The following is a 21,076-nucleotide window of genomic DNA, read 5'->3' on the forward strand; positions in this document are numbered from 1 at the left end:
ACTTTAGACGGCGCGTTCCCGGGCGCGGTCGGCCGCCTCCCGCACGGAGCCCCGGTGGACCGGGCCGTGCCCGGGCAGCAGCACGTCGGCCGAAAGTTCCCCGATCACGTCCAGGGAGGCGACGGCGCGGTCCCGTTCGTGGTGGAACATCGCGGGCAGCAGTTGCGGGCCCTTCAGCCGGGAGGTGGCGTGCCCGCTGACCAGGGCGTCGCCCGAGACCACCACGCCCGCCTCGGGGAGGTGGAACACGGCGTGGCCGTCGGTGTGGCCGGGGGTGTGCACGGGCACGGGCCGGCCCGGCAGGTCGAGCGGGCCGGACGCGGCGGGGAAGGGCTCGGGCGCGGCGACCGGGTGCCGCTCGGTGCCGCCGGAGCGCAGCGCGTGCACCGCCCACGGCAGGACACCGGGACGCCAGCCGTTGGCCAGCACCGTGCCCACGCTCACCTGCTGGAGGAACTCCCGCCGTGCGTGCGGGACTTCGGCCGGGTGCAGGAGGACCGGGACGCCGTGGGCCGTGCGCAGGTGCTCGGCGGAGCCCAGGTGGTCGCTGTGGGCGTGGGTGACGAGCACGGCCACGATCGCCTCCGGTGAACCGCCCACCTGCGTGAGGGAGTCGAGCAGCCGCTCCCGGTCGGCCGGGTAGCCGGTGTCGATGAGGGTGACCGCGTCCCCCTCGGTGAGGATCACCCAGTTGGTCTCGCCGCCGTGCACCAGGTAGGCGCCGTCCGCCACTTGCCGTACGTCTGCCCGCATGCTCGTCCCGTGGGGTGAGGTCCGTACCTGACGGGAGACAGCAAAGCAGACCCCGGCGGAGCTAGCGCACGCCCCGCGGGCGGAACTGGATGCTGATGCGGGGGCCCGTGGCGCGGGTGGACTTGGGGATGCTGTGCTCCCAGGTCCGCTGGCAGGAGCCGCCCATGACGATCAGGTCGCCGTGCCCGAGCGGCCGCCGTACGGTCTCGCCGCCGTGCACGGGGCGCAGCAGCAGATCGCGGGGCGCCCCGACGGAGAGGATCGCGACCATGGTGTCCTCGCGCGACCCCCGGCCGATGCGGTCGCCGTGCCAGGCGACGCTGTCCCGGCCGTCGCGGTAGTGGCACAGGCCGGCGGTGACGAAGGGCTCGCCCAGCTCCTCGGCGTAGTGGGCGTTCAGCGCGGCGCGGGCCTCGTCCAGGACGGGGTGGGGGAGCGGGTCGTCCGGCCCGTAGAAGGCGAGCAGCCGGGGGACGTCCACCACGTGGTCGTACATGTGCCGGCGTTCGGCCCGCCAGGGCACGTCGGCGGCCAGCTGTTCGAACAGGGCGTCCGAGCCGGCGAGCCAGCCCGGCAGCACGTCGATCCAGGCGCCCGCGTCCAGCGCCGTCCGGCGGATCCCGTCCAGGGAGCCGAGGCGCAACTCGTCGGTCTGGTCGAAGAGGGAACCCTGGAGGTGCCTGGTCATGGCGTCCAGCGTACTCCTGAATCGAAAGTGTGTTCCATCGCAAGATCCCCCGATTGGGCGTCTTGCTCGAAGGCCCTTTCGATACATCGGTGTATCCGATACATTCGCGTATCGAACGGAGGTCCGACACCATGACGAAAGAGCAGGCGGCGGAGCAGGCGGAGCACCCGGCGGAGCAGGCGGCCGGGCGTGTCACCAAGCGCCGGGTGCGCACCCGCGCCAACCTGCTCGACGCCGCCTTCCTGGTGTTCGCCGCGAAGGGCTTCGGACGGGTCTCCATCGAGGAGGTCTGCGAGGCCGCCGGCTACAGCCGGGGCGCCTTCTACTCCAACTTCGCCAGCCTGGACGAACTGTTCTTCGCGCTGTACCGGCAGCGCGCGGACCTGATCGCCCGCCAGGTCGCCGACGCCCTCGCCGGCGACGGACCCGACCTCGACGTGCCCGCCTCCGTGGACCGCGTCACCGAGGTGCTCCTCCTCGACCTCGACTGGCTCCTGGTGAAGACCGACTTCCTGGTCCACGCCGCCCGCGACCCCGCCGTGGCGCAGACCCTGCTGGAACACCGCTCCCGGCTGCGCGAAGCCGTCGCCGACCGGCTCGCCCGGGCCCGCGGCCGCGCCGCGCTGCCCGCCGTGCTCGGCGACGCCGACTCGGCCGCCCACGCGGTGGTCGCCGCGTACGACGGGGTCACCACCCAACTGCTGCTGGACAAGGACGTCGACGGCGCCCGCGCCTGGCTCAAGCAACTGCTCACCGCGCTGCTGACCGACGGCAGCGGCACCCCGCGATGACCGGGGAAAGAACGGCTCCCCACCAACGGCTCCCCACCAACAAAGAAGGGCAACGGTCGCCATGGACGCGGACGTCATCGTCGTCGGAGCGGGCCTCGCAGGCCTCGTAGCGGCGCACGAACTCACCAGCAGGGGCCGACGGGTCGCCCTGGTCGACCAGGAGAACGCCGCCAACCTCGGCGGCCAGGCGTTCTGGTCCTTCGGCGGTCTGTTCCTCGTCGACTCGCCGGAACAGCGGCGTCTCGGCGTCAAGGACTCCCTCGACCTCGCCTGGAACGACTGGCAGGGCAGCGCGCAGTTCGACCGCACCGACGACGAGGACTCCTGGGCGGTGCGCTGGGCGCGCGCCTACGTCGAGTTCGCGGCGGGGGAGAAGCGGTCCTGGCTGGCCGGACACGGCATCAGCTTCCTGCCCACCGTCGGCTGGGCCGAGCGCGGCGACCTGCGCGCCGACGGACACGGCAACTCCGTGCCCCGCTTCCACATCGCCTGGGGCACCGGCACCGGCGTCGTCGAGCCGTTCGTCCGCCACGCCAGGCAGGCCGCCGGGGACGGGTTGCTGACCTTCCACCACCGCCACCGCGTCGACGAACTGGTCCTGTCCGACGGCGCCGCCCGCGGCGTGCGCGGCACGGTCCTCGCGCCCGACGACTCCCCGCGCGGAGTCGCCTCCAACCGAGACGCGATCGGCGAGTTCGAGCTGACCGCCCAGGCCGTCGTCGTCACCAGCGGCGGCATCGGCGCCAACCACGAGATGGTCCGCCGCCACTGGCCCGAGCGCCTGGGCACCCCGCCCGCCGAGATGGTCACCGGCGTGCCCGCCTACGTCGACGGCCGCATGCTCGACATCAGCGCCGAGGCCGGCGTACGCCTGGTCAACCGCGACCGCATGTGGCACTACACCGAGGGCCTGCAGAACTGGAACCCGATCTGGCCGGGCCACGGCATCCGCATCCTGCCCGGCCCGTCCTCCCTGTGGTTCGACGCCCTCGGCCGCCGGCTGCCCGACCCCTGCCTGCCCGGCTACGACACCCTCGGCACGCTCCGGCACCTGCGCACCGCCGACGACCTCGCGAGCCACGACCACTCCTGGTTCGTCCTCACCCGCAAGATCATCGAGAAGGAGTTCGCGCTCTCCGGCTCCGAGCAGAACCCCGACATCACCGCCAAGGACCGCAAGGCGTTCCTGCGCGACCGCATCCTCGGCAAGGGGGCGCCCGGCCCGGTGCAGGCCTTCGTCGACCAAGGCGCGGACTTCGTCGTCGCCGACACCCTGGACCGGCTCGTCGAGAAGATGAACGCCCTCACGGACAAGGCGCTCCTCGACGCCGACGACCTGCGCCGCCAGATCCGCGCCCGCGACCTCCAGATCGCCAACCCCTACACCAAGGACGCCCAGGTGCAGGGCATCCGCAACGCCCGCCGCTACATCGGCGACCGCCTCGGCCGGGTCGCCACCCCGCACCGCGTCCTCGACCCCGAGGCCGGACCGCTCATCGCGGTCAAGCTGCACGTCCTCACCCGCAAGACGCTCGGCGGCATCCAGACCGACCTGGACTCACGCGCCCTGGGCGCCGACGGCAGGCCGATCGAAGGCCTCTACGCGGCGGGCGAGGTCGCCGGCTTCGGCGGCGGAGGCGTGCACGGCTACAACGCCCTGGAGGGCACCTTCCTCGGCGGCTGCCTCTTCTCAGGCCGCGCGGCGGGCCGGGCGGCGGCGGCCCAGACGGGCTGAGGACGCCCACGCGAGAACGCGCCCCCGGGCCGGCCACGCGGCGACGGCCGCGGGGCTCAGCCCAGGAGGCGGACCAGGACGGCGGCGTGGCTGCGGTCCGGCTCCTTCGCCGCCGTCAGCAGCGTCACCGGGCCCGCGCCCGCCAAGTCGCGCACATGAGAGAGGAGTTCAGCCGCCTCCGGGGTGGCCAGCTCCGCCTCGTAGCGGCGGGCGAACTCCTCGTAGGAGCCCTCGCCCGCGTGATACCAGCGGCGCAGCTCCGTCGAGGGGGTCATGCCCTTGGGCCACTCGTCCACCCGCGCCGCGTCCTTGGAGACGCCGCGCGGCCACAGCCGGTCGACCAGGACGCGGACGCCGTCGTCCGGCTCGGGCGGGTCGTAGACGCGACGCACGCGGACGCTCACGGGCGAGGCCTTTCGTCGACGGGGACCGTGCCGGGAGCGTACTGCCGCGAACGACTCCGCACGGCCGGCGACGCGGCCGAACTTGACCTGTCCAAGGGGGAAATGGCCCCGACGGATGCCTAGTCTGAGCACGTTTGCTCACACGCCACCCCCAAGGAGCGCACGTGATCCACCCCCGCAGACGCCCCGCCCTTCTGGCGGCCGTACCCCTCGCCGTGACCGCGCTGCTCGCCGCGGCCGACCCGGCCCTCGCGGCCGGCGGCGTGGGCGCGCCCGGCGTCGGCGACCCCTACTTCCCGCTGGCCGGCAACGGCGGCTACCACGTCGACCACTACGACCTGACCCTGAACTACGACCCCCGGACCCGGCGCCTCGAAGGCAGAGCCGTCCTCACCGCCCGCGCCACCCAGCGCCTCACCCGCTTCGACCTCGACCTGCGCGGACTGAAGGTCACCGGCCTGACCGTCGACCGGACCCGGGCCCGGCACCGGCGCGACGGCCAGGAACTCGTCGTCACCCCGCGCCGCGCCCTGCGCGCCGGCGAACGGTTCCGCGTCACCGTCACCTACTCCGGCGTCCCCGGCCCGGTCACCGACCCCGACGGCTCCCTCGACGGCTGGATCCCCACCGACGACGGCGCGTTCGTCGCCGGCGAACCCCAGGGCGCCATGACCTGGTTCCCGGCGAACAACCACCCCAGGGACAAGGCGTCCTACGACTTCACCCTCACCGTCCCCGAGGGCCGCACCGCGGTCGCCAACGGCGTCCTCCTCGGCAAGCGCACCGCGCACGGACGGACGACCTTCCGCTGGCGGCAGACGGAACCCATGGCCGCCTACCTCGCCACCGCCACCATCGGCAAGTTCCAGGTCCAGCAGTTCACCACCCGCGACGGCGTGAAGGTCTACAACGCCGTCGACCCCCGCGAGGCCACCGCCTCCGCACCGGTCCTGCGGCAACTCCCGTCCGTCCTGGACTGGGAGAGCAGACTCTTCGGCCGCTACCCGTTCCGTGCCGCCGGCGCGATCGTGGACCGCGCCCCCCAGGCCGGGTACGCGCTCGAGACCCAGACCCGGCCCGTGTACGACCGCGCCCCCGACATCGCCACCCTCGTCCACGAGAGCGCCCACCAGTGGTTCGGCGACTCCGTCTCCCTCACCTCCTGGAAGGACATCTGGCTCAACGAGGGCTTCGCCAGTTACGCGGAATGGCTCTACGCCGAGCAGCACGGCGGGAAGAGCGCCCAGGCCTCCTTCGACGCCCTGTACGCCACCCCGGCCGACGACGACCTGTGGGCGTTCCCGCCCGGCGCCCCCGGCGGCGGCGGGAACATCTTCGACACCCCGGTCTACGCGCGCGGCGCCATGGCCCTGCACGCCCTGCGCACCGCCGTCGGCGACCGCGCGTTCTTCCGCGTCCTGCGCGCCTGGGCGGACCGGCACCGCCACGGCCACGGCACCACCGCCCAGTTCGAACGCCTCGCGGAACAGGTGTCCGGCAAGGAACTCAGCGGCCTCCTCCACACCTGGCTGTACGCTCCCGACAAGCCGAACATCCGGACGAACTCCCGCTAGAAACTCACCGGTTCCTCATATCTCGCGGCCACCCTCGACCCCAGGACGACGCACCGCACACCCCCGGCCGGCGGTTCGAGGGCGGGCTCGGCCGGCCCGCTGAACCGAGAACCGTCGACCGAAGGGGGACACCGCCGCGTGTGCGCACATGTACTGGTCGCCGAGGACGACGCCATGCAGGCCGAGCTCATCCGCCGCTCCCTGCTCGCCGAGGGCCACACCGCCACCGTCGTCCACGACGGCTCCGCCGCCCTGGACGCGGTGCGGCGCGAGAGCCCCGACCTCGTCGTGCTGGACCTGATGCTGCCGGTCATCGACGGCTTCGGCGTGTGCCGGGTGCTGCGCCGGAGCGACGACGTCCCGGTGCTGATGCTCACCGCCCGCGCCGCCGAGGAGGACGTCCTGCTCGGCCTGGAACTCGGCGCCGACGACTACATGACCAAGCCGTACAGCCCGCGCGAACTGATGGCCCGCATCCGCACGGTCCTGCGCCGCAGCGGACGGACCGCCGACGGCCGCCGGGAGGCCCCCGTCGTACGGGCCGCGGGCATCGCCGTCGACCCGGAGCGGCACGAGGTGCGCTGCGACGGCGAACCCGTGGACTGCACGCCCGCCGAGTTCCAGATCCTCCTCGCCCTCGCCGGTGAACCCGACCGGGTCTTCTCCCGGCGGCAGTTGCTCCAGTGCACCCGTGGCTTCGACCGTTCCTCCACCGAACGGGCCGTCGACGTGCACATCATGAACCTGCGCCGCAAGATAGAGGCCGACCCGCGCAGACCCGTCCGGCTGCTCACCGTCTTCGGCGTCGGCTACAAACTCAGCGGCGGCCGTGCGTGAAGCGGCGGCGCGACCCGTCCGGCGCCGAGGCCGCACCCGACGCCGGCGGCGGCCCTTCCCACACCCGCCGCGCCCGGATACCGCTGCGCAAGCGTCTGCTGGTCCGGCTGCTGATCGCGTCCGTGCTCATCGCCGTGTGCTCGGTCGCGGCGACGGCCTGGCTCGCGGTGGCCACCACCACCCGCGCGCTGCGCGAGGAACAGGGGCAGGCTCTCGCCGACGACATGGACATCCTCGCCCGCCTCAGCGGCTACGCGGCCACCCACCCCGACTGGACGGGCGTACGGGCCACCGTGCGCGACCTCTCCGCGCGCACCGGCCGCCGGATCGCCCTGACCACCACCGACCGCACGCCGATCGCCGACTCCGCCGCGCCCGGCGCCTCCCTGCCGCCGCGCGCCGCCGCCACCGTCGACCCGCTGCGCACCGACACCTACAGCGAACCGGGCGCGCAGCTCAGCGGGACCGACCCGCGGGTGGTCGGCCCCTACCGGCTCACCTCCGAGGAGCGCGCGCGAGTCGACGCCCTGGCCGGCGAACTCCAGGGCTGCTTCACCGGCCACGGCATCGACACCGTCCTCACGCGCACCCCGTCCGGCCGTACGGTCCTCACCGCGGCCGACGGCACCGCGCCCGAGTACGTGCCCGAGCGGTGCTCCGCAGGGCTCTACGACTCGCTGACCCGCACGGAGGAGAAGGCGCTGACGGCGCTCCAGCGCCAGGTCGAGCAGTGTCTCGTCCGCGAGGAGCCCGCCTTCGGCAGGCAGTTGTTCCTCGCCCCCGCCCTCACCGGCGGCACACCCCGGACCCCCGGGCCCGGGCCCGGTCTGGTCATGAAGGGGGAGGCCGCCGCGGTGCGCGCGGCCCAGAGCTGTCTCGGGCAGGCCCGCCGCGCCCAGCTCGACCCCTACGTCGCCCCGGTCGCCGAACTGTTCCTGGGCGGCGGCGACAGCGCCACCGGACCCCGCTGGAACATGTCCCCGGCGAACAAGGCGAAGGTCGTGGGCGCGGCCGGGCTGGTGCTCGCGGTCACCGTAGCCGTGACCGCCGTCGTCGCCACCCGGCTGGTACGGCCCCTGCGCGCCCTCACCGAGGCGGCCCAGCAACCGCCCGACCGGCATGTCCGGGTCCCCGTCACCACACGGGACGAGACCGGCATCCTCGCCGAGGCCTTCAACGACCTCGCCGAACGCCGCGAACGCCTGGAAGCCCAGCGCAAGGCACTGGTCAGCGATGTCGCGCACGAACTGCGCAGCCCGCTCACCAACATCCGCGGCTGGCTGGAGGTCACCCGCGACGGCCTCGTCGAGCCCGACGCCGAACTGCTCGGCGCGCTGCACGACGAGGCCCTCGTCCTCCAGCGGGTCATCGACGACCTGCGCGACCTCGCCGCGGCCGACGCGGGCACCCTGCGCCTGCACCGTGAGCCCGTCGCCGTCGACGAACTGCTCGCCCAGGTCGCCGCCGCCCACCGGGTCGCCGCCGAGGCGGCGGGTGTCACCCTGCGGACGGGAGCGGAGACCGGCGGGGCCGGGTGGCTGGACGCCGACCCGGTGCGGCTGCGGCAGGCGCTCGGCAACCTCGTCACCAACGCGGTACGCCACACTCCGCCCGCCGGCACGGTCACCCTCACCGGGCGGCGCGACGGCGACCAGGTCGTCCTCGAAGTCGCCGACACCGGCACCGGCATCGCGCCGGAAGACCTGCCGCACGTCTTCGAGCGGTTCTGGCGCGTGGAGAAGTCACGCAGCCGGCGCACCGGCGGCAGCGGGCTCGGCCTGCCCATCGTCCGCCAGCTGACGGACGCTCACGGGGGCTCGGCCGAAGCGGCGAGCACACCGGGCGCCGGCAGCGTCTTCACCCTGCGCCTGCCCGCGGCGGCGGCACCCCACGACGAATGAGACGCGGGCAGCCCGGGACCCGGCGTGTCGCGGGGTCAGGAGCTTCGTTGCCGGGCCCGGAGACGGCGCTTGAGAGCGCGTCGTTCGTTCTCGCTCGTGCCGCCCCAGACGCCGAGGGTCTGGTCGGTCTCCATCGCCCATTCCAGACAGGGTTCCTGCACCGGGCATCGTCGGCAGACCGCCTTGGCCTGTTCCGTCTGCAGGAGTGCCGGGCCCGTGGTGCCGATCGGGAAGAAGAGGTCGGGGTCCTCGCGGCGGCACTCGGCGTGCTGTCGCCAGTCGTCCATGGAAAGTCACCTGCGATCAATGTCGTGTGCGTTTCCGGAAGAGTTGCTCCCGGATCGGGTGACCGGCCCGGCGGCCGTGAAACAACATCCGCGAGAAAGCGCGGTCACTGCTCCCGCATCGCCCACGGCGAGCCGTACGCCGTCAGCAGGTCGAGGAAGGGCCGGGCGGGGAACGCCTCGGGGCCCAGGACGCCCGCGCCCGACCAGACGCCGGCGGCGAGCAGTTCGAGGGCGACGACCGGGTTCACGGCGGTCTGCCACACCACGGCCTGACTGCCGTACTCCGCCATCGACCACTGGTTGTCGACCACGTGGTACAGGTACACCTCGCGCGGCGCGCCGTCCTTCGCCCCCCGCACCCAGGTGCCCGCGCACGTCTTGCCGCGCATGCGCCCGCCCAGCGTCGCCGGGTCGGGCAGACACGCGGCCACGACGTCACGCGGGGAGACCGGCACCGGCCCGTGCGCGCTCGGCACGGTCACCGGGGTGGTGCGGTCCAACCCCAGCCGGTGCAGGGTCTTCAGCGTGTCGATGAACTCCTGCCCCAGGCCGTACTTGAAGGTGACCCGGCGGGCGTCCACCCAGCGCGGCACGAGCAGCACCTCCTCGTGCTCCACGTTCACGCACTCGACGGGACCGATGCCCTCCGGGAAGTCGAACACCTCGGGTTCGCTGAACGGTTCGGTGGTGAACCAGCCGCGGTCGGCCTCGTAGACCACCGGGGGGTTCAGGCACTCCTCGATCGTCGTCCAGATGCTGAACGAGGGCGCGAAGTCGAACCCCTCGACGGTGAGGTTCGCGCCGTCGCGGACGCCGATCTCCTCGATGTCGTCGAAGAGTTCGTCGGCGGCGTACCGGGCGAAGACGTCCGAGAGGCCGGGCTCCACGCCCATGCCCACCAGCGCCAGCGCGCCGTCCCGCTCCCACTCGGCGGCCCGTGCGAACTGGGCGTCGCCGAGCTTGACCCCGCACTCCTCGTACGGGCGCCCGGGGTGCGGGTGCGACAGGGACATGGCCATGTCGACATAGGTGGCGCCCGCCGTGCGCGCCGCCTGGAACAGGGGCATCACGAACCTCGGGTCGGTGGCGTTGAGCAGCACGTCGCAGCGGTGACCGGCGAGCAGCGCGGCCACCGCGTCCTCGTCGCCGGCGTCGACGCGTTCCGCCGAGAAGCGCGCGTCGCCGTCGAGCGCGGCGACCGCGGCGGTGGCGCGGTCGCGGTCGTAGTCGGCGACCACCATCGCCTCGAAGAACGGACGGCGGGCCGCGATCCGGGTGATCGCCGTGCCCACACCGCCGGCGCCCACGAGCAGTACACGCATGACAAGCACTCCTACCGAGAAGTCGACATCTCCACAACCCGGTGAGCCGAGAACTCCGGCCGCCGCACGCCCCGGCCGGCGGCGCCCCGCTCAGCTCCGCAGCGCCTCCGCCGCCGTCGCGGTCACCGCCTGCGCCACCATCGCCAGCGCGGGGGAGTCCAGCTTCCACTGCTGCCAGTACAGCGGAACGTCCAGGTGGCGGCCCGGCGCGAGCGGCGTCAGCCGTCCGGACTCCAGCAGTGCGCCCGCCTGCACCTCGGGCACCAGTCCCCAGCCGAGCCCCGCCGCCACCGCGTCCACGAAGCCCTCCGAGGTCGGCACGGCGTGCCGGACGGGTCCCGCGCCGCCCCGGCCGCGCCGCAGCCGTCGTACGAACGTGTCCTGAAGCTCGTCGCTGCGGTCGAGGGTCACCACGGGCGCCCGGGAGAGCCCCTCGGCCAGCGGTACGCCGTCCAGGTGACGCGCGGCGAACTCCGGTCGCGCCGCCGCGATGTAGCGCATCCTGCCCAGCGCCCGCACCGAGCAGCCCGCCACCGCGTCGGGGGAGGAGGTCACCGCCGCCATCACCAGCCCCTTGCGCAGCAGCTCCGCCGTGCGCGTCTCGTCCTCGCGGTGCAGCTCGAAGGCGAGCGGCGGCTCCTGCGGGACCTTGACCAGGGCCGGCAGGAACCACGTGGCCAGCGAGTCCGCGTTCACCGCGATCGACACCCGGGTCGGCTCCCCGTCCCCGCTCAGGCCCAGCTCGGAGCGCGTGTCGCGTTCCAGGCGCGCCAGCTGGCGGGCGAACCGCACCACGATCTCCCCGGACTCCGTCGCCCGCACCGGCTTGGTGCGCAGCAGCAGCACCCGGCCGGTGCGCTGCTCCAGCGCCTTCACCCGCTGGCTGACCGCCGACGGCGTCACGTGCAGCGCGGCGGCTGCCGCGTCGAACGTTCCCTCGTCGACCACCGCGAGCAGCGTCCGTACCTGGTCCAACGGCAGATCCATCATCACGATCGCTAATGATACGTAAGGATCTTTAGCTGTACCTACGATGTGGGGATCCCTAGCGTGGACGCCATGACCCCCGCTCTGACCGCCGCGGCCGCCGGCTTCGGCACCGGCCTGTCCCTCATCGTCGCGATCGGCGCCCAGAACGCCTTCGTCCTCCGCCAGGGCGTCCGCCGTGACGCCGTCCTGGCCGTCGTCGGCATCTGCGCCCTGTCCGACGCCCTGCTCATCACCCTCGGCGTGGCCGGGGTGGGGGCGCTGGTGGTGGCCTGGCCGAGCGCGCTGAAGGTCGTCGGCTGGGCGGGCGGCGCGTTCCTGCTCTGCTACGGCGTCCTAGCCGCGCGCAGGGTGCTGAAGCCGGGCGGCGACGCCCTGCACGCGGAGGGGGACGCGGCCGGCTCACGCCGGCGGGCCGTGCTCACCTGCCTCGCGATGACCTGGCTCAACCCGCACGTCTACCTCGACACCGTCTTCCTGCTCGGCACCGTCGCCGCCGACCGCGGCCCGCTGCGCTGGACCTTCGGCCTCGGCGCCGCGCTGGCCAGCCTGTGCTGGTTCGCCGCGCTGGGCTTCGGCGCCCGGCTGCTCGGCCGCTTCCTGGCCCGGCCCGCCGCCTGGCGCGTCCTGGACGGACTGGTCGCCGTCACCATGCTCGGCCTCGGCGCCATGCTCCTCGCGGGCGCCTGAGCCGGCGAATCCTCGAGCAGCGCGGTCAGACGGCCCGGCGCCGGTGCATTCCGTACTGCTCCAGCAGCTTGACCCGGGTCGTCTCCAGTCGGTGGGCGAGGATCTCGGCCACGATGCGCACCAGGGACAGGCCGAGCGCCGGGTCCTCCTCGCACAGCTTGAGCACCGGCTGCGCCTCGAACTCGTAGGCGCGCACACGGCTGAAGGCCTCCGCGCCGAAGTCCCAGTGGTACGGCGGGAAGAGCCAGGACCAGCCGAGCAGATCGCCCGCGCCGAGAGTGGCGACGACGACCCGCTGCACGGTCGTCACCTGCTGGTCGAGCGAGACCGCGCCGGAGCGGATGACCCAGAACCGGTCGGCCCTGCCCCCCGCCTCGAAGATCCGGGAGTCCTCCGGGAAGGACACCTCCCGCGCCAGGGTCATCAGGCGCTGGCGCTGGGGAGGGGGCAGGGCGGTCAGCAGTTTCGTCGCTTTGGTCATGACGGGGGACTCCTCGCCGGCGATGGGCCCGGCCGCTCCGGGCCTTCCGGGTGTACCGGGTGCGCCGGGGTGACCGGCTTTCCCTACTGCCCATTTGAGCCCTTACGGGTGCGGGGAGCACCTCGGCGGACCGGACTTTCCGGCTGCGGGCAAGGAAAAGCCCTGGCTGGACGGGGGAAGCCAGCCAGGGCCGATCAAGGGGTGGTCTGCGGGGGAATGTGCTCGACCTCGCGAACCACGTATGTATGAACCGTAAACCATCGCGGGGCGGTCAGCGCAAGCCCGAACCCGGTCGCGTGACCCGTTTCACTTCGCGGCGTCTCGCGCCTCTTACCCGTGGACGGCGCGGCTCACTCCGCCTCGCGGGTCACGACGCGGATCGTCTCGAGCTTCGGGTCCGTCGCGTCGGGCAGGTTCATGCCCGCCTCAAGACCGCTGGTGAGATATCGCAGCACCGGCTCGGTCAGCCGCTCGCCGGGCAGCACCGCGGGGATGCCGGGCGGATACGGGGTGATCATCTCGGCGGCGACCCGGCCGCCCGCCTTCCACACCGGCACCTGCTCGGCCGGGCCGAAGAACGCGTCCCGCGGCAGCAGCCCCTGCGCCATGCGCAGCCCCTCCGGGCCCGGCACCTCCATCCGCGGCGCCGGGGGCAGCCCGGGCGCCGCGCGGGCGAGGTCCTTCAGCGCGTCGAGCAGCTCGCCGGTCGTCGTCCGGTCGTCGCCGTGGGTGATCTGCGCGCCGATACGGCGGTGGTCGTTCAGGTGCATGTCCATGGCCCGGTGCTCGTGCAGCCAGTCGGCCGCCTGGAACCCCGAGATGCCGAGCTCGCTGATGTCGATGACACCCGGCAGCGGATCGAAGTCGTCGGCGAGCCCCGGGCCGCAGAAGTCCTCCCGGCCGTTGACGTGCATCCCGTCGATCTGCTCGATGGCGGCCCGCACCTCCGCCGCCAACTCCAGCGCCCCGCCCATCAGTTCCTCACCGTGCAGCGCCATCTGTCGCCGCCAGCCGTCGAGTCCGGCGTACAGCAGCACCGACGGGCTGGTGGTGCCCAGCAGGTCGGCGCGCATCTGCAGCAGCTCCGGCGGCACCAGATCGCCCTGCAGATGGAAGACGGAGCCCTGTTCGAGACCGCTGCCCATCTTGTGGATGCTGGTGACGCAGATGTCGGCGCCCGCGTCCATCGCCCAGGACGGCAGGTCCGGGTGGAAGGGCAGATGCGCCCCCCACGCCTCGTCCACGATCAGCGGACGTGAGCGGGCGTGGCAGACGTCGGCGATCGCCCGCAGGTCCGCACAGGCGCCGTACGGCGTGGGCGTGGTGACCAGGGCGCCCTTGGCGTCGGGATGGACCTCGAAGGCCTTGGCGAAGTTCTCCGCGGACGGCGGATGGGCGAGGTGCCGTTCGGGGTCCCAGCGGGGCTCGACCCAGACGGGCTCGATCCCCGACAGGATCAGACCGGACACCACCGACTTGTGGGCGTCCCGCCCGATCAGCAGCTTCTCGTGCGGACCGGCGACGGAAAGCATGGCCGCCTTGACCGACAGGGAGCTGCCGCAGGTCGAGAAGAACGTGTGGTCGGCGTGGACCGCGTCCGCCATCAGCTCCTCGGCGCGCTCCAGGACGCGGCCCCGGGTGAGCCGGTCGTCGAGCCCGCCCGACGCCAGTACGTCACCCAGGAAGACCGCGTCCCCCAGCACCTCCCGCACGTGCGGGTCGGCGCCGCGCGCCTGTTTGTGACCGGGAGGTGAGAACGCCAGCCGCCCCTGGCGGTGGTAGGCGACGAGGGCTTCCAGAACGGGTGCTCGGGTGTGATCGGCTGCCATGCCGACCGGGTTCCCGCGTGCCTGCCCCTCAACCGGGACGGAGTCCCTCGCCACCCGGCCGGGTCAGGGCGTGTCGGGGTGGCGGCCCGGCGTCACGATCTCGTCCAGTACGTCGACCACGGCCTCGTAGGCCAATCCCCTCACATACGCGTCGCGTGCCGCGTCCGGATCGGTCCGGACCAGATCCTCGCTCCGGGTGCGCAAGTCCTTGAGCTCCTCCCGCGCACAGGCCCTCGCCCGCTGAATGCGGCGCAACAGTTCATCCGAGTCCACGACATCCGTCATGACCTCCCCCTACCCAAACGCGGCGCGTCGATGACCTCATCGATCTGGTGGTCCGGCCGGAAACGGCAGGTTTGGGCGGCCGTGCTTCGGCCAGCCGAACTGTAGAGGGCAGCGCCGCCCCCGGGGAGAGGTCGCCGGCACGAACGGCGGCCCGGGCCCGCGGGCCGCACCCCACGGCCGGTCGGCCGCCGGGTCGGCCTGATCCCGGCTTCGAGCCGGTGGCGACCGCCCGGGGCAGCCCGCCTCGTCGGTGGAGAGCCCCGAGGCCGGCCGCGGGCCGCTCCGCGACGACCGAGGAGAAGTCCACGGGCGATGCGAGTGACTCGTGTCAGCCGCGGAACCTCTCCGGCCGGTGACGGGCCGGGCCCGCCGCCGGAGCGATCCGCGACCGGCCGGGCGCGTGTACCGCCGTCGCCGGCGGCGCGAGCGGCGAGGCCGGGAATTGCCCCGTCGTTGCGGGCGCAGCGACCGTCCGCGGCGCGGGCCGCGGACGCCGTGGCGACGCGCCTCGCAGCGGTCGTCACGGTGTCGCCGTCACCGGCGGTGATGCGGGAAGGGCCGGAGGCCCGGCCCGTGGCGGACAACAGGACTCATCACGACTCATCAGTCGGACGGACTCAGGGAGCGAGAGGATGCGTGCGAAGGACTCGATCGACCGCATGGACACGTCGGCCGGCACCGGCCGGGACGACCGAGCGGGCCGGTTCCGGCCGGCCGACGTCCGCAGTGCCGTGCGGCGCGCGGTCAGCGGACGGCGCGCGGACACCGGCCGGCCGTACGACGAGGAAGCCCTCTCCGACGCACTGCTCGTCGCCTCGGAACTCACCACCAACGCCATAATCCACGGCGGCGGCGTCACGGAGTACGACGTCGACGTCGACGGGCCGGCCGTGCGGGTCTCCGTGAGCGACCGCAGCGACCGGCTCCCGGTGGCCGTCGACCCGGTCGACGAGCAGGGCCGCCGCCGGTCCGGCGGACGCGGTTGGCCCATCGTCTGCCGACTGGCCCGGGACGTACGGGTGTCCGACCTGCCGTCCGGCGGCAAGCGCATCACCGCCGTCGTCCCCGTCTTCTGACGGGTCGTCGGCCCACCTCACCCGCACGGCCGCGACGGCTCACCCGGCGCTCTGAACACCATTCAGAATCGCGGAGTTTGTTCCTCCGGGGGTAGGGCAGACGGAGGTTCGTGCTTCGGACCGGAGGCGCGCCAGCGGGAGCGGTACAGCCGTTTCGGGGCGCTTCGCATGCCCCGGCCGGCAGCGACCCTCCCGTGGTCAGTCCCTGAAATCCTCGTTCAGGAGCGATTCCGCATGCTCATCGACATGTCGACAAGCCGTCCCGTGACACCCGCCCCGACGCCCGCCGCGACCACCACCCCCTCGCGCCGGAACCATGACGACGCTCCCGACACCGCGAGCCGGTTCGCCCGGCTGGCCGCTCTGGAGGAAGGCCCCGAGCGGGACGCCGTCCGCGACGAACTCGTCAAGGCCTGGCTGCCCATGGCCCACCGGATCGCGGGCCGGTTCCGCGACCGGGGAGAGGCGATCGAGGACCTGCGGCAGGTGGCGGCACTCGGCCTGGTGAAGGCCGTCGACCGCTTCGACCCGGAACGCGGGGCCTTCGAGAGCTACGCCGTCCCGACCATCACCGGCGAGATCAAGCGGCACTTCAGGGACCGCATGTGGGCCCTGCGCGTGCCCCGCCGGGTGCAGGAACTGCGCAACAAGGTGCGCCTCGCCCGCCGGGAACTCGCCCAGACGCCCGGCGCCCCCGAGCCCTCGGCCGCCGACATCGCCGCCCACACCGGACTCACCGAGGAAGAGGTCGCGGCCGGCCTGGAGGCGCTGGAGAGCTTCAGCACCCTGTCGCTGGACGCCGAACTCCCGGCCGGCGACGACGGCTACAGCCTCGTCGACACCCTCGGCGGCCCCGACGCCTCCTACGACGTCGTCGTGGACCGCGAGTCCGCGAAGGAGAGCCTGCGGCGGCTCCCGGAACGCGAACGGGCCATCCTCTACATGCGTTTCTTCGAGGACATGACCCAGAGCCGCATCGCCGACCGCCTGGGCATCTCCCAGATGCACGTCTCCCGCCTCATCAGCCGCAGTTGCGCGATGGTGCGCGAGGAGGCCCTCGGCCGCCGTGACGGCCGTGGCTGACGCCGCGTCGACGGCCCTCACCGCACGCACCGGCCCCGCACCGGTCCACATACCGATCCGCTTCACCGATCCGCAAGGAGTGCTCGCATGCTGATGCCCCACCCCGCCGTGCTGCGCAAGCTCGTCGACGAGTACGAGGCGGTGACGGCGGCAGGAGCGGTCGAGGGGAACACCAGGGCACAGGACCTCGCCTACACGCTGTGCGTCTCCACCGGGACGCGTGACATCACCCTCGCCCTGGAGGCGGCCCGCGGCTGGCTCGCCGCGGCGGCTGAGGCGGACGCCGCGCCCCGCCGGACCACGGAGGACGGGCCCCACGCGTACGCGTGACCGGGCCCTGAGGGTCGTCCCGAGCGCCCCCGCCGCAGCCACTGACCCTGCGGCGGGGGCGCTCCTGTGTGCGTGACGTGGAGGAGCGGTGACCGGACGGGGTGTGCCGGGCCGTCGGCGGGGCATCCGAACGCGGAGTCTTTCAGGGGAGGTTCAGTGATGAACGCGAGTGCCATGGCGCGAGGCGGCCGGGCGCAGGCCGAGCGGGCGGCGCGGGGGTCGGTCACGAAGGGGGCCGCCAGAGCCGGTCTCACGGCGCGCGGTGTGATCTACCTGCTCGTCGGTCTGCTCGCGCTGCAGATCGCCTTCGGCGAGGACAAGAGCCAGGAGGCGGACCGGCAGGGCGCGCTCGCGGAGATCTCCCAGCGGCCTTTCGGGTCCGTTCTGCTGTGGGCGCTGGGCATCGGCCTCGTCGGCATGGCCCTGTGGCGGCTGTCCGAGGTGGTCTTCGGATCGGTCGGCCCCGAGGGCCGCAAGCCCAAGAAGCGGCTGATGGCACTGGCGCGGTGCGCCTTCTACTCCTTCGTCGCCTACTCCGTCCTCGCCTTCGCCGCGGGGTCGGGCAGCGGGGGAGGTTCCAGCGACGAGCAGTCCCGTGACGTCACCGCCCGGGTGCTGGAGCTGCCCGGCGGTCAGTGGATCGTCGGCGCGGGCGGGATCGGGATCGTCGTGGCGGGCCTGTGGATCGGTGGCCGGGCCGTGCTGCGCAAGTACCGCGACAAGATGCGGATGGGGCAGATGTCACCGGCGGTGCGCCGCGCGGTGGACGTGACCGGCGTGGGCGGCGGCGCGGCGCGCGGCCTGGTGTTCGCGGCGGCGGGGGTCTTCGCCGTGCGTGCGGCCGTCGACTACCGGCCCGACCAGGCCAAGGGCCTCGACGACACCCTGCGCTCCTTCGCCGACACACCGGCCGGCCCGTGCCTGCTGGCCTGCGTCGCCGCGGGGCTGGTGCTCTTCGGGCTGTTCTCTTTCGCCATGGCCCGCTGGCGCAAGGTCTGAACCCGGCGGTCCCGGGGAACCCGGGAGGAATGAACGAATCCGAGTTCCCGCCGGACGGACGGCCCGTGGACATGTACCTCGATCTCCTGCGCGTCCGCATGGACGACGAGGACTACGAGATGCTGCTCAAGGTCGTCGCGCCCGCGCTGCGCGCACTGGACGAGCAATCCCCCGAGACCCTGGACTTCGCGCTGGATCCGCAGGACACCGAGGACCTGCCCCAGGAGATCCGCGACGAGGCCGCCCTGGTCATCGCGACGGCCGTCACCGGCCGTCTCGACAACCAGCTGGTGGAGATCCAGGTCGACGGGACGGGACCGGTCCGGGTGGTCACCGACGCGGCGACCGCCGCCGACCCGGACCGGCTGGCCGAGATCGCCGGCTGCATCCGCCGCCGGCAGAGCGACACCGAGGAACTCCGTGGCATCGCCGCAGCCAGCGGCCTCCCCACGGACTTCTAGACCGGTCCCCGCCCCTTCACCCTCACCCGGACCCGCCCCCGGGCTGCCCCGGCCCGACCGGCGACCCCGTCATCTCGGGCCGCCCGTCGTGAGCCCACGCGGCCCGGCCCGCTGTCCGGCACCCGCCCTCACCCCGGGCGCCCGGCCCTGGCGGCCGTAGTCCTCCGGCCCCGGGCAGGACTCACTCCGGCCCCCCACGCCGGGCCCCTTGCCCAGCCGCCCGTCCCGTCGCGTCAGGGCTGCTCCTGCTGGACGGGCACGCCCAGCGGCCGTGCCAGGCCGGTCACCGCTTCGTCCAGGCGTTGCAGGTGGCGCAGCACGCGGTCGGTGACCCGGGCGTATCCGGGCGGTGTCGACGTCGTGGGCTTCAGGAGGGAGGCGATGCTCGGCCCGGTCAGCACCTCGGCCTTGCTGTGGTCGTCCTCCACGCGGTCGGCGATCGCGCCCACGTTGTGCAGGATGCGCTGCCCAGCGCCCCGCAGCCGCGGGTCCGCCGCGATCGACGGATGGGTGGGCAGCAGCTCGGCCGTCGCGGCCAGCGAGCGCGCGTGGTACGCGCAGGTCTCCAGCAGCGCGACGACGTACCGGGCGGTGTCGCGCCGGGTGCGCAGCGGGGTGACCGGGTGCGTCAAAGGCTGGGTGGCCGCCCTGAGGTCGGCCAGCGCCTGGTCCAGGTCCCGCGCCCGGTCCAGCAGATCCGCCGGCGCGCCCCCGCTCAGCTGGTCCACGGCCGCCGAGGTGACGTCGGCCAGCCGGTCCAGCACCGTCGTCAGCAGCTCGTTCGTACGGCGGTCCGTGCGGACCGGCAGCACCACCGCCGCCGCGACCACCCCGCAGGCCACCCCGAGCGCCGTCTCCTCCACCCGCAGCAGCAGCACCGACAGGCTGTAGGTGTGCAGCAGCGTGTACAGCACGCCCAGCGCCGCGGTCACGAAGAACGACATCAGCGTGTACGACAGCGGCGCCGTGTAGAACATGGCGAACACGCACAGCAGCACCACCGCGAACGCCGTCCATGTGTGGTGTCCGACCAGCGCGGTCAGCCCGATCCCCGCGACCACCCCGAGCACCGTGCCCAGCAGCCGCCGGTAGCCCTTGACCAGGATCTCGCCGGTCGACGCCGTGTTGATGAAGACGATCCAGCAGGTCAGAACGGCCCAGTACCAGCGCTGCGTGGACAGCATCTCGCCCGCGAGGATGGCCAGCGACGACCCCAGCGCGACCTGCACGGCCGCCCGCGTCGTCGGCCGGCGCAGGCCGGTGGGCCCGTCGGCGGCGTCCCCCGCCTCCTCCGCCCCGCCGATCGCGGCGTCCTCAGCGTCGAGCTCCTCCCGGGAGCGCGCCGTCTCGGGGCTGTCGTCCGACTCGTCCTGCGGTCCGTCCAGCGCGAGCCGCAGCCCGAGCACCGCGCGGGCCGCCTCGCCGATGCCCCGGAAGACGTCCTGCACGGGCGGCGACGCGATCGGCAGGTTCTCCTCGTCGCGGTACCCGAGCAGCCGGTTGCGCACCTGCGCCAGCCCCGTCCCGTCCCGCACGGGATGCCGTACGAGCAGACTGAGCGCCCGCAGATCACGGCGCAGCACGTCCGTCGCCTCCTCCCGCACCGGCAGACGGCCGCTCTCGGGGACCGGCGCCCCGGGCAGGTGCAGGGTGAGGGTGTCCGCGCGTTCGGCGCTGCGCGCCGTCAGCAGCAGCAGTCCCAGCCGCTCGGCGGCGATCTCCGCGTCGGCGACCCGGCGCTGCACCAGCCGTGCCGTCGCCTCGTCGCGGGTGCCCTCCTCCAGCCGGCCCTGGATCATCATGGCCGTCTCGTGCAGCCGGGCGGTGCCCTCGCGCACCTGCGTCAGCGCCTTCTCCACGTCCTCGGGACCGGCGTCCAGCAGCTCGGCCTGGGCGTCGATGAGCTGGGCGAGCCGGGCCCGGAACGCCGTGCGCAACCGGCCGAGGATCCCCGCCGGGGTCTGCGGCACCAGCGCGAACCGGGCCGTCGCGCTGCACGCGAAGGCGACGCCGATCGTCGCCCAGAACCCGGGCAGACCGTCCGGCGTCACGCCGACGAACAGCGCCATGAAGTAGACCTGGAAGCCGATCAGCCCGAGCGCCGTGCCCCGGTCCCCGAACCGCCGGCTGTAGACCGCGCAGAAGATCAGCGCGACGAAGAAGAGGTCGCCGACGACCGTACGGGAGCTCAGCAGCGCCGCCAGCGTCACGGAGGCCAGCGCGACGGGCAGCCCCAGCGCCAGGGTGACCGCCTGAGGGCCGAGCTGCTTCTCACGGATCGCGAAGGTCGCGACCATCGCCGAGATGGCCCCGGCGACCAGATGCGAGACGTCCCCGCCGGACAGGGAGAGCACGACCAGCGTGAGGGCGATCGCGCCGACCGTCCGCAGCCCCGCGGCCAGCCGCAGCAGTCCCGGGTCGGACGCCACGACCCGGTCCCGCCATCGCACTCCGAGCGATCGGGGTCCCGTCGCCGCCACCGCTGTCGTCGCCGCTGCCCTCACGCCGCCGTACTCTCTCCCGTCCCGCTCGCCGTGCTCGTCCCGCCTCGCCGTTCAGCCGT

Annotated in this window: 21 protein-coding genes; 11 read left to right on the forward strand and 10 right to left on the reverse strand. The window is 73.5% G+C overall.

Annotated features, from left to right (window positions below; translation table 11 throughout):
* Positions 1–3 precede the first annotated feature (3 nt).
* Both ACFYXA_RS06990 and ACFYXA_RS06995 read right to left on the reverse strand, forming a co-directional pair.
* Positions 4–753, reverse strand: coding sequence for an MBL fold metallo-hydrolase (locus ACFYXA_RS06990; RefSeq protein WP_352251370.1), 750 nt, complete (start codon positions 751–753; stop codon positions 4–6).
* A 61-nt stretch (positions 754–814) separates the two neighbouring features.
* Positions 815–1,441 (reverse strand): alpha-ketoglutarate-dependent dioxygenase AlkB, encoded by a 627-nt coding sequence (locus tag ACFYXA_RS06995; RefSeq protein ID WP_389028898.1) that lies wholly within the window; start codon positions 1,439–1,441, stop codon positions 815–817.
* Positions 1,442–1,572: 131 nt separating this feature from the next.
* Between ACFYXA_RS06995 and ACFYXA_RS07000 the strand changes: the two genes are divergently transcribed.
* A complete protein-coding gene (locus ACFYXA_RS07000; RefSeq protein ID WP_389028901.1) occupies positions 1,573–2,232 on the forward strand; it encodes a TetR/AcrR family transcriptional regulator in 660 nt (219 codons plus the stop codon).
* 61 nt (positions 2,233–2,293) lie between these two features.
* Positions 2,294–3,967 carry an FAD-binding dehydrogenase gene (locus ACFYXA_RS07005; protein WP_389028904.1) on the forward strand — a complete coding sequence of 558 codons (1,674 nt, stop codon included), beginning with the start codon at positions 2,294–2,296 and terminating at the stop codon, positions 3,965–3,967.
* 56 nt (positions 3,968–4,023) lie between these two features.
* Here ACFYXA_RS07005 and ACFYXA_RS07010 read toward each other — a convergent pair whose 3' ends face one another.
* Positions 4,024–4,371 (reverse strand): DUF488 domain-containing protein, encoded by a 348-nt coding sequence (locus tag ACFYXA_RS07010; RefSeq protein ID WP_389028907.1) that lies wholly within the window; start codon positions 4,369–4,371, stop codon positions 4,024–4,026.
* A 164-nt stretch (positions 4,372–4,535) separates the two neighbouring features.
* Here ACFYXA_RS07010 and ACFYXA_RS07015 point away from each other — a divergent pair, with 164 nt between their 5' ends.
* From ACFYXA_RS07015 to ACFYXA_RS07025, 3 genes are all read left to right on the forward strand, one after another.
* Complete coding sequence (locus ACFYXA_RS07015) at positions 4,536–5,945, forward strand: M1 family metallopeptidase (protein WP_389028910.1); 1,410 nt, start codon at positions 4,536–4,538, stop codon at positions 5,943–5,945.
* A gap of 138 nt (positions 5,946–6,083) precedes the next feature.
* A complete protein-coding gene (locus ACFYXA_RS07020; RefSeq protein ID WP_351336934.1) occupies positions 6,084–6,782 on the forward strand; it encodes a response regulator transcription factor in 699 nt (232 codons plus the stop codon).
* A 98-nt stretch (positions 6,783–6,880) separates the two neighbouring features.
* Positions 6,881–8,683 carry a sensor histidine kinase gene (locus ACFYXA_RS07025; protein ID WP_389029113.1) on the forward strand — a complete coding sequence of 601 codons (1,803 nt, stop codon included), beginning with the start codon at positions 6,881–6,883 and terminating at the stop codon, positions 8,681–8,683.
* A gap of 35 nt (positions 8,684–8,718) precedes the next feature.
* On the opposite strand, the gene ACFYXA_RS07030 is transcribed toward ACFYXA_RS07025, so the two are convergent.
* From ACFYXA_RS07030 to ACFYXA_RS07040, 3 genes are all read right to left on the reverse strand, one after another.
* Entirely contained in the window at positions 8,719–8,970 is a 252-nt protein-coding gene (locus ACFYXA_RS07030; RefSeq protein WP_351096485.1) for a WhiB family transcriptional regulator, read from the reverse strand.
* A gap of 104 nt (positions 8,971–9,074) precedes the next feature.
* Positions 9,075–10,292: a saccharopine dehydrogenase family protein gene (locus ACFYXA_RS07035; RefSeq protein WP_389028914.1), complete on the reverse strand. Its 1,218-nt coding sequence runs from the start codon at positions 10,290–10,292 to the stop codon at positions 9,075–9,077.
* A 90-nt stretch (positions 10,293–10,382) separates the two neighbouring features.
* A complete protein-coding gene (locus ACFYXA_RS07040; RefSeq protein ID WP_389029116.1) occupies positions 10,383–11,282 on the reverse strand; it encodes a LysR family transcriptional regulator ArgP in 900 nt (299 codons plus the stop codon).
* Positions 11,283–11,351: 69 nt separating this feature from the next.
* Between ACFYXA_RS07040 and ACFYXA_RS07045 the strand changes: the two genes are divergently transcribed.
* Entirely contained in the window at positions 11,352–11,969 is a 618-nt protein-coding gene (locus tag ACFYXA_RS07045) for a LysE/ArgO family amino acid transporter (RefSeq protein ID WP_389028917.1), read from the forward strand.
* Positions 11,970–11,994: 25 nt separating this feature from the next.
* Here the strand turns inward: ACFYXA_RS07045 and ACFYXA_RS07050 are convergent, their stop codons facing one another.
* From ACFYXA_RS07050 to ACFYXA_RS07060, 3 genes are all read right to left on the reverse strand, one after another.
* A complete protein-coding gene (locus ACFYXA_RS07050) occupies positions 11,995–12,450 on the reverse strand; it encodes a cyclic nucleotide-binding domain-containing protein (RefSeq protein ID WP_352251352.1) in 456 nt (151 codons plus the stop codon).
* 350 nt (positions 12,451–12,800) lie between these two features.
* On the reverse strand, positions 12,801–14,279 hold the full coding sequence (locus ACFYXA_RS07055) for an aminotransferase class I/II-fold pyridoxal phosphate-dependent enzyme (protein WP_389028920.1): 1,479 nt from the start codon (positions 14,277–14,279) through the stop codon (positions 12,801–12,803).
* Between the two features lie 63 nt (positions 14,280–14,342).
* A complete protein-coding gene (locus ACFYXA_RS07060) occupies positions 14,343–14,564 on the reverse strand; it encodes a hypothetical protein (protein ID WP_352251348.1) in 222 nt (73 codons plus the stop codon).
* 659 nt (positions 14,565–15,223) lie between these two features.
* Between ACFYXA_RS07060 and ACFYXA_RS07065 the strand changes: the two genes are divergently transcribed.
* From ACFYXA_RS07065 to ACFYXA_RS07085, 5 genes are all read left to right on the forward strand, one after another.
* Positions 15,224–15,640, forward strand: a complete 417-nt coding sequence (locus tag ACFYXA_RS07065; protein ID WP_352251391.1) for an ATP-binding protein — start codon at positions 15,224–15,226, stop codon at positions 15,638–15,640.
* Between the two features lie 234 nt (positions 15,641–15,874).
* On the forward strand, positions 15,875–16,723 hold the full coding sequence (locus ACFYXA_RS07070) for a SigB/SigF/SigG family RNA polymerase sigma factor (protein WP_352251346.1): 849 nt from the start codon (positions 15,875–15,877) through the stop codon (positions 16,721–16,723).
* Between the two features lie 87 nt (positions 16,724–16,810).
* Positions 16,811–17,053: a DUF5133 domain-containing protein gene (locus ACFYXA_RS07075; protein ID WP_352251344.1), complete on the forward strand. Its 243-nt coding sequence runs from the start codon at positions 16,811–16,813 to the stop codon at positions 17,051–17,053.
* 159 nt (positions 17,054–17,212) lie between these two features.
* Positions 17,213–18,052, forward strand: coding sequence for a DUF1206 domain-containing protein (locus tag ACFYXA_RS07080; protein ID WP_389028925.1), 840 nt, complete (start codon positions 17,213–17,215; stop codon positions 18,050–18,052).
* A 29-nt stretch (positions 18,053–18,081) separates the two neighbouring features.
* Positions 18,082–18,513 (forward strand): hypothetical protein, encoded by a 432-nt coding sequence (locus ACFYXA_RS07085; protein ID WP_351096467.1) that lies wholly within the window; start codon positions 18,082–18,084, stop codon positions 18,511–18,513.
* Between the two features lie 233 nt (positions 18,514–18,746).
* Here ACFYXA_RS07085 and ACFYXA_RS07090 read toward each other — a convergent pair whose 3' ends face one another.
* Positions 18,747–20,993, reverse strand: coding sequence for an FUSC family protein (locus ACFYXA_RS07090; RefSeq protein WP_389029119.1), 2,247 nt, complete (start codon positions 20,991–20,993; stop codon positions 18,747–18,749).
* Positions 20,994–21,076: the final 83 nt, after the last annotated feature.

Source organism: Streptomyces sp. NPDC002566 (genome assembly GCF_042889585.1).
GTDB lineage: Bacteria > Actinomycetota > Actinomycetes > Streptomycetales > Streptomycetaceae > Streptomyces.

What these genes read in the sequence shown, in the direction of transcription:
- ACFYXA_RS06990 (WP_352251370.1), bottom strand. Translation starts at nt 753, where the DNA reads ATGCGGGCAGACGTACGGCAAGTGGCGGACGGCGCCTACCTGGTGCAC.
- ACFYXA_RS06995 (WP_389028898.1), bottom strand. Translation starts at nt 1,441, where the DNA reads ATGACCAGGCACCTCCAGGGTTCCCTCTTCGACCAGACCGACGAGTTG.
- ACFYXA_RS07000 (WP_389028901.1), top strand. Translation starts at nt 1,573, where the DNA reads ATGACGAAAGAGCAGGCGGCGGAGCAGGCGGAGCACCCGGCGGAGCAG.
- ACFYXA_RS07005 (WP_389028904.1), top strand. Translation starts at nt 2,294, where the DNA reads ATGGACGCGGACGTCATCGTCGTCGGAGCGGGCCTCGCAGGCCTCGTA.
- ACFYXA_RS07030 (WP_351096485.1), bottom strand. Translation starts at nt 8,970, where the DNA reads ATGGACGACTGGCGACAGCACGCCGAGTGCCGCCGCGAGGACCCCGAC.
- ACFYXA_RS07035 (WP_389028914.1), bottom strand. Translation starts at nt 10,292, where the DNA reads ATGCGTGTACTGCTCGTGGGCGCCGGCGGTGTGGGCACGGCGATCACC.
- ACFYXA_RS07040 (WP_389029116.1), bottom strand. Translation starts at nt 11,282, where the DNA reads ATGATGGATCTGCCGTTGGACCAGGTACGGACGCTGCTCGCGGTGGTC.
- ACFYXA_RS07045 (WP_389028917.1), top strand. Translation starts at nt 11,352, where the DNA reads ATGACCCCCGCTCTGACCGCCGCGGCCGCCGGCTTCGGCACCGGCCTG.
- ACFYXA_RS07050 (WP_352251352.1), bottom strand. Translation starts at nt 12,450, where the DNA reads ATGACCAAAGCGACGAAACTGCTGACCGCCCTGCCCCCTCCCCAGCGC.
- ACFYXA_RS07055 (WP_389028920.1), bottom strand. Translation starts at nt 14,279, where the DNA reads ATGGCAGCCGATCACACCCGAGCACCCGTTCTGGAAGCCCTCGTCGCC.
- ACFYXA_RS07060 (WP_352251348.1), bottom strand. Translation starts at nt 14,564, where the DNA reads ATGACGGATGTCGTGGACTCGGATGAACTGTTGCGCCGCATTCAGCGG.
- ACFYXA_RS07065 (WP_352251391.1), top strand. Translation starts at nt 15,224, where the DNA reads ATGGACACGTCGGCCGGCACCGGCCGGGACGACCGAGCGGGCCGGTTC.
- ACFYXA_RS07070 (WP_352251346.1), top strand. Translation starts at nt 15,875, where the DNA reads ATGCTCATCGACATGTCGACAAGCCGTCCCGTGACACCCGCCCCGACG.
- ACFYXA_RS07075 (WP_352251344.1), top strand. Translation starts at nt 16,811, where the DNA reads ATGCTGATGCCCCACCCCGCCGTGCTGCGCAAGCTCGTCGACGAGTAC.
- ACFYXA_RS07080 (WP_389028925.1), top strand. Translation starts at nt 17,213, where the DNA reads ATGAACGCGAGTGCCATGGCGCGAGGCGGCCGGGCGCAGGCCGAGCGG.
- ACFYXA_RS07085 (WP_351096467.1), top strand. Translation starts at nt 18,082, where the DNA reads ATGAACGAATCCGAGTTCCCGCCGGACGGACGGCCCGTGGACATGTAC.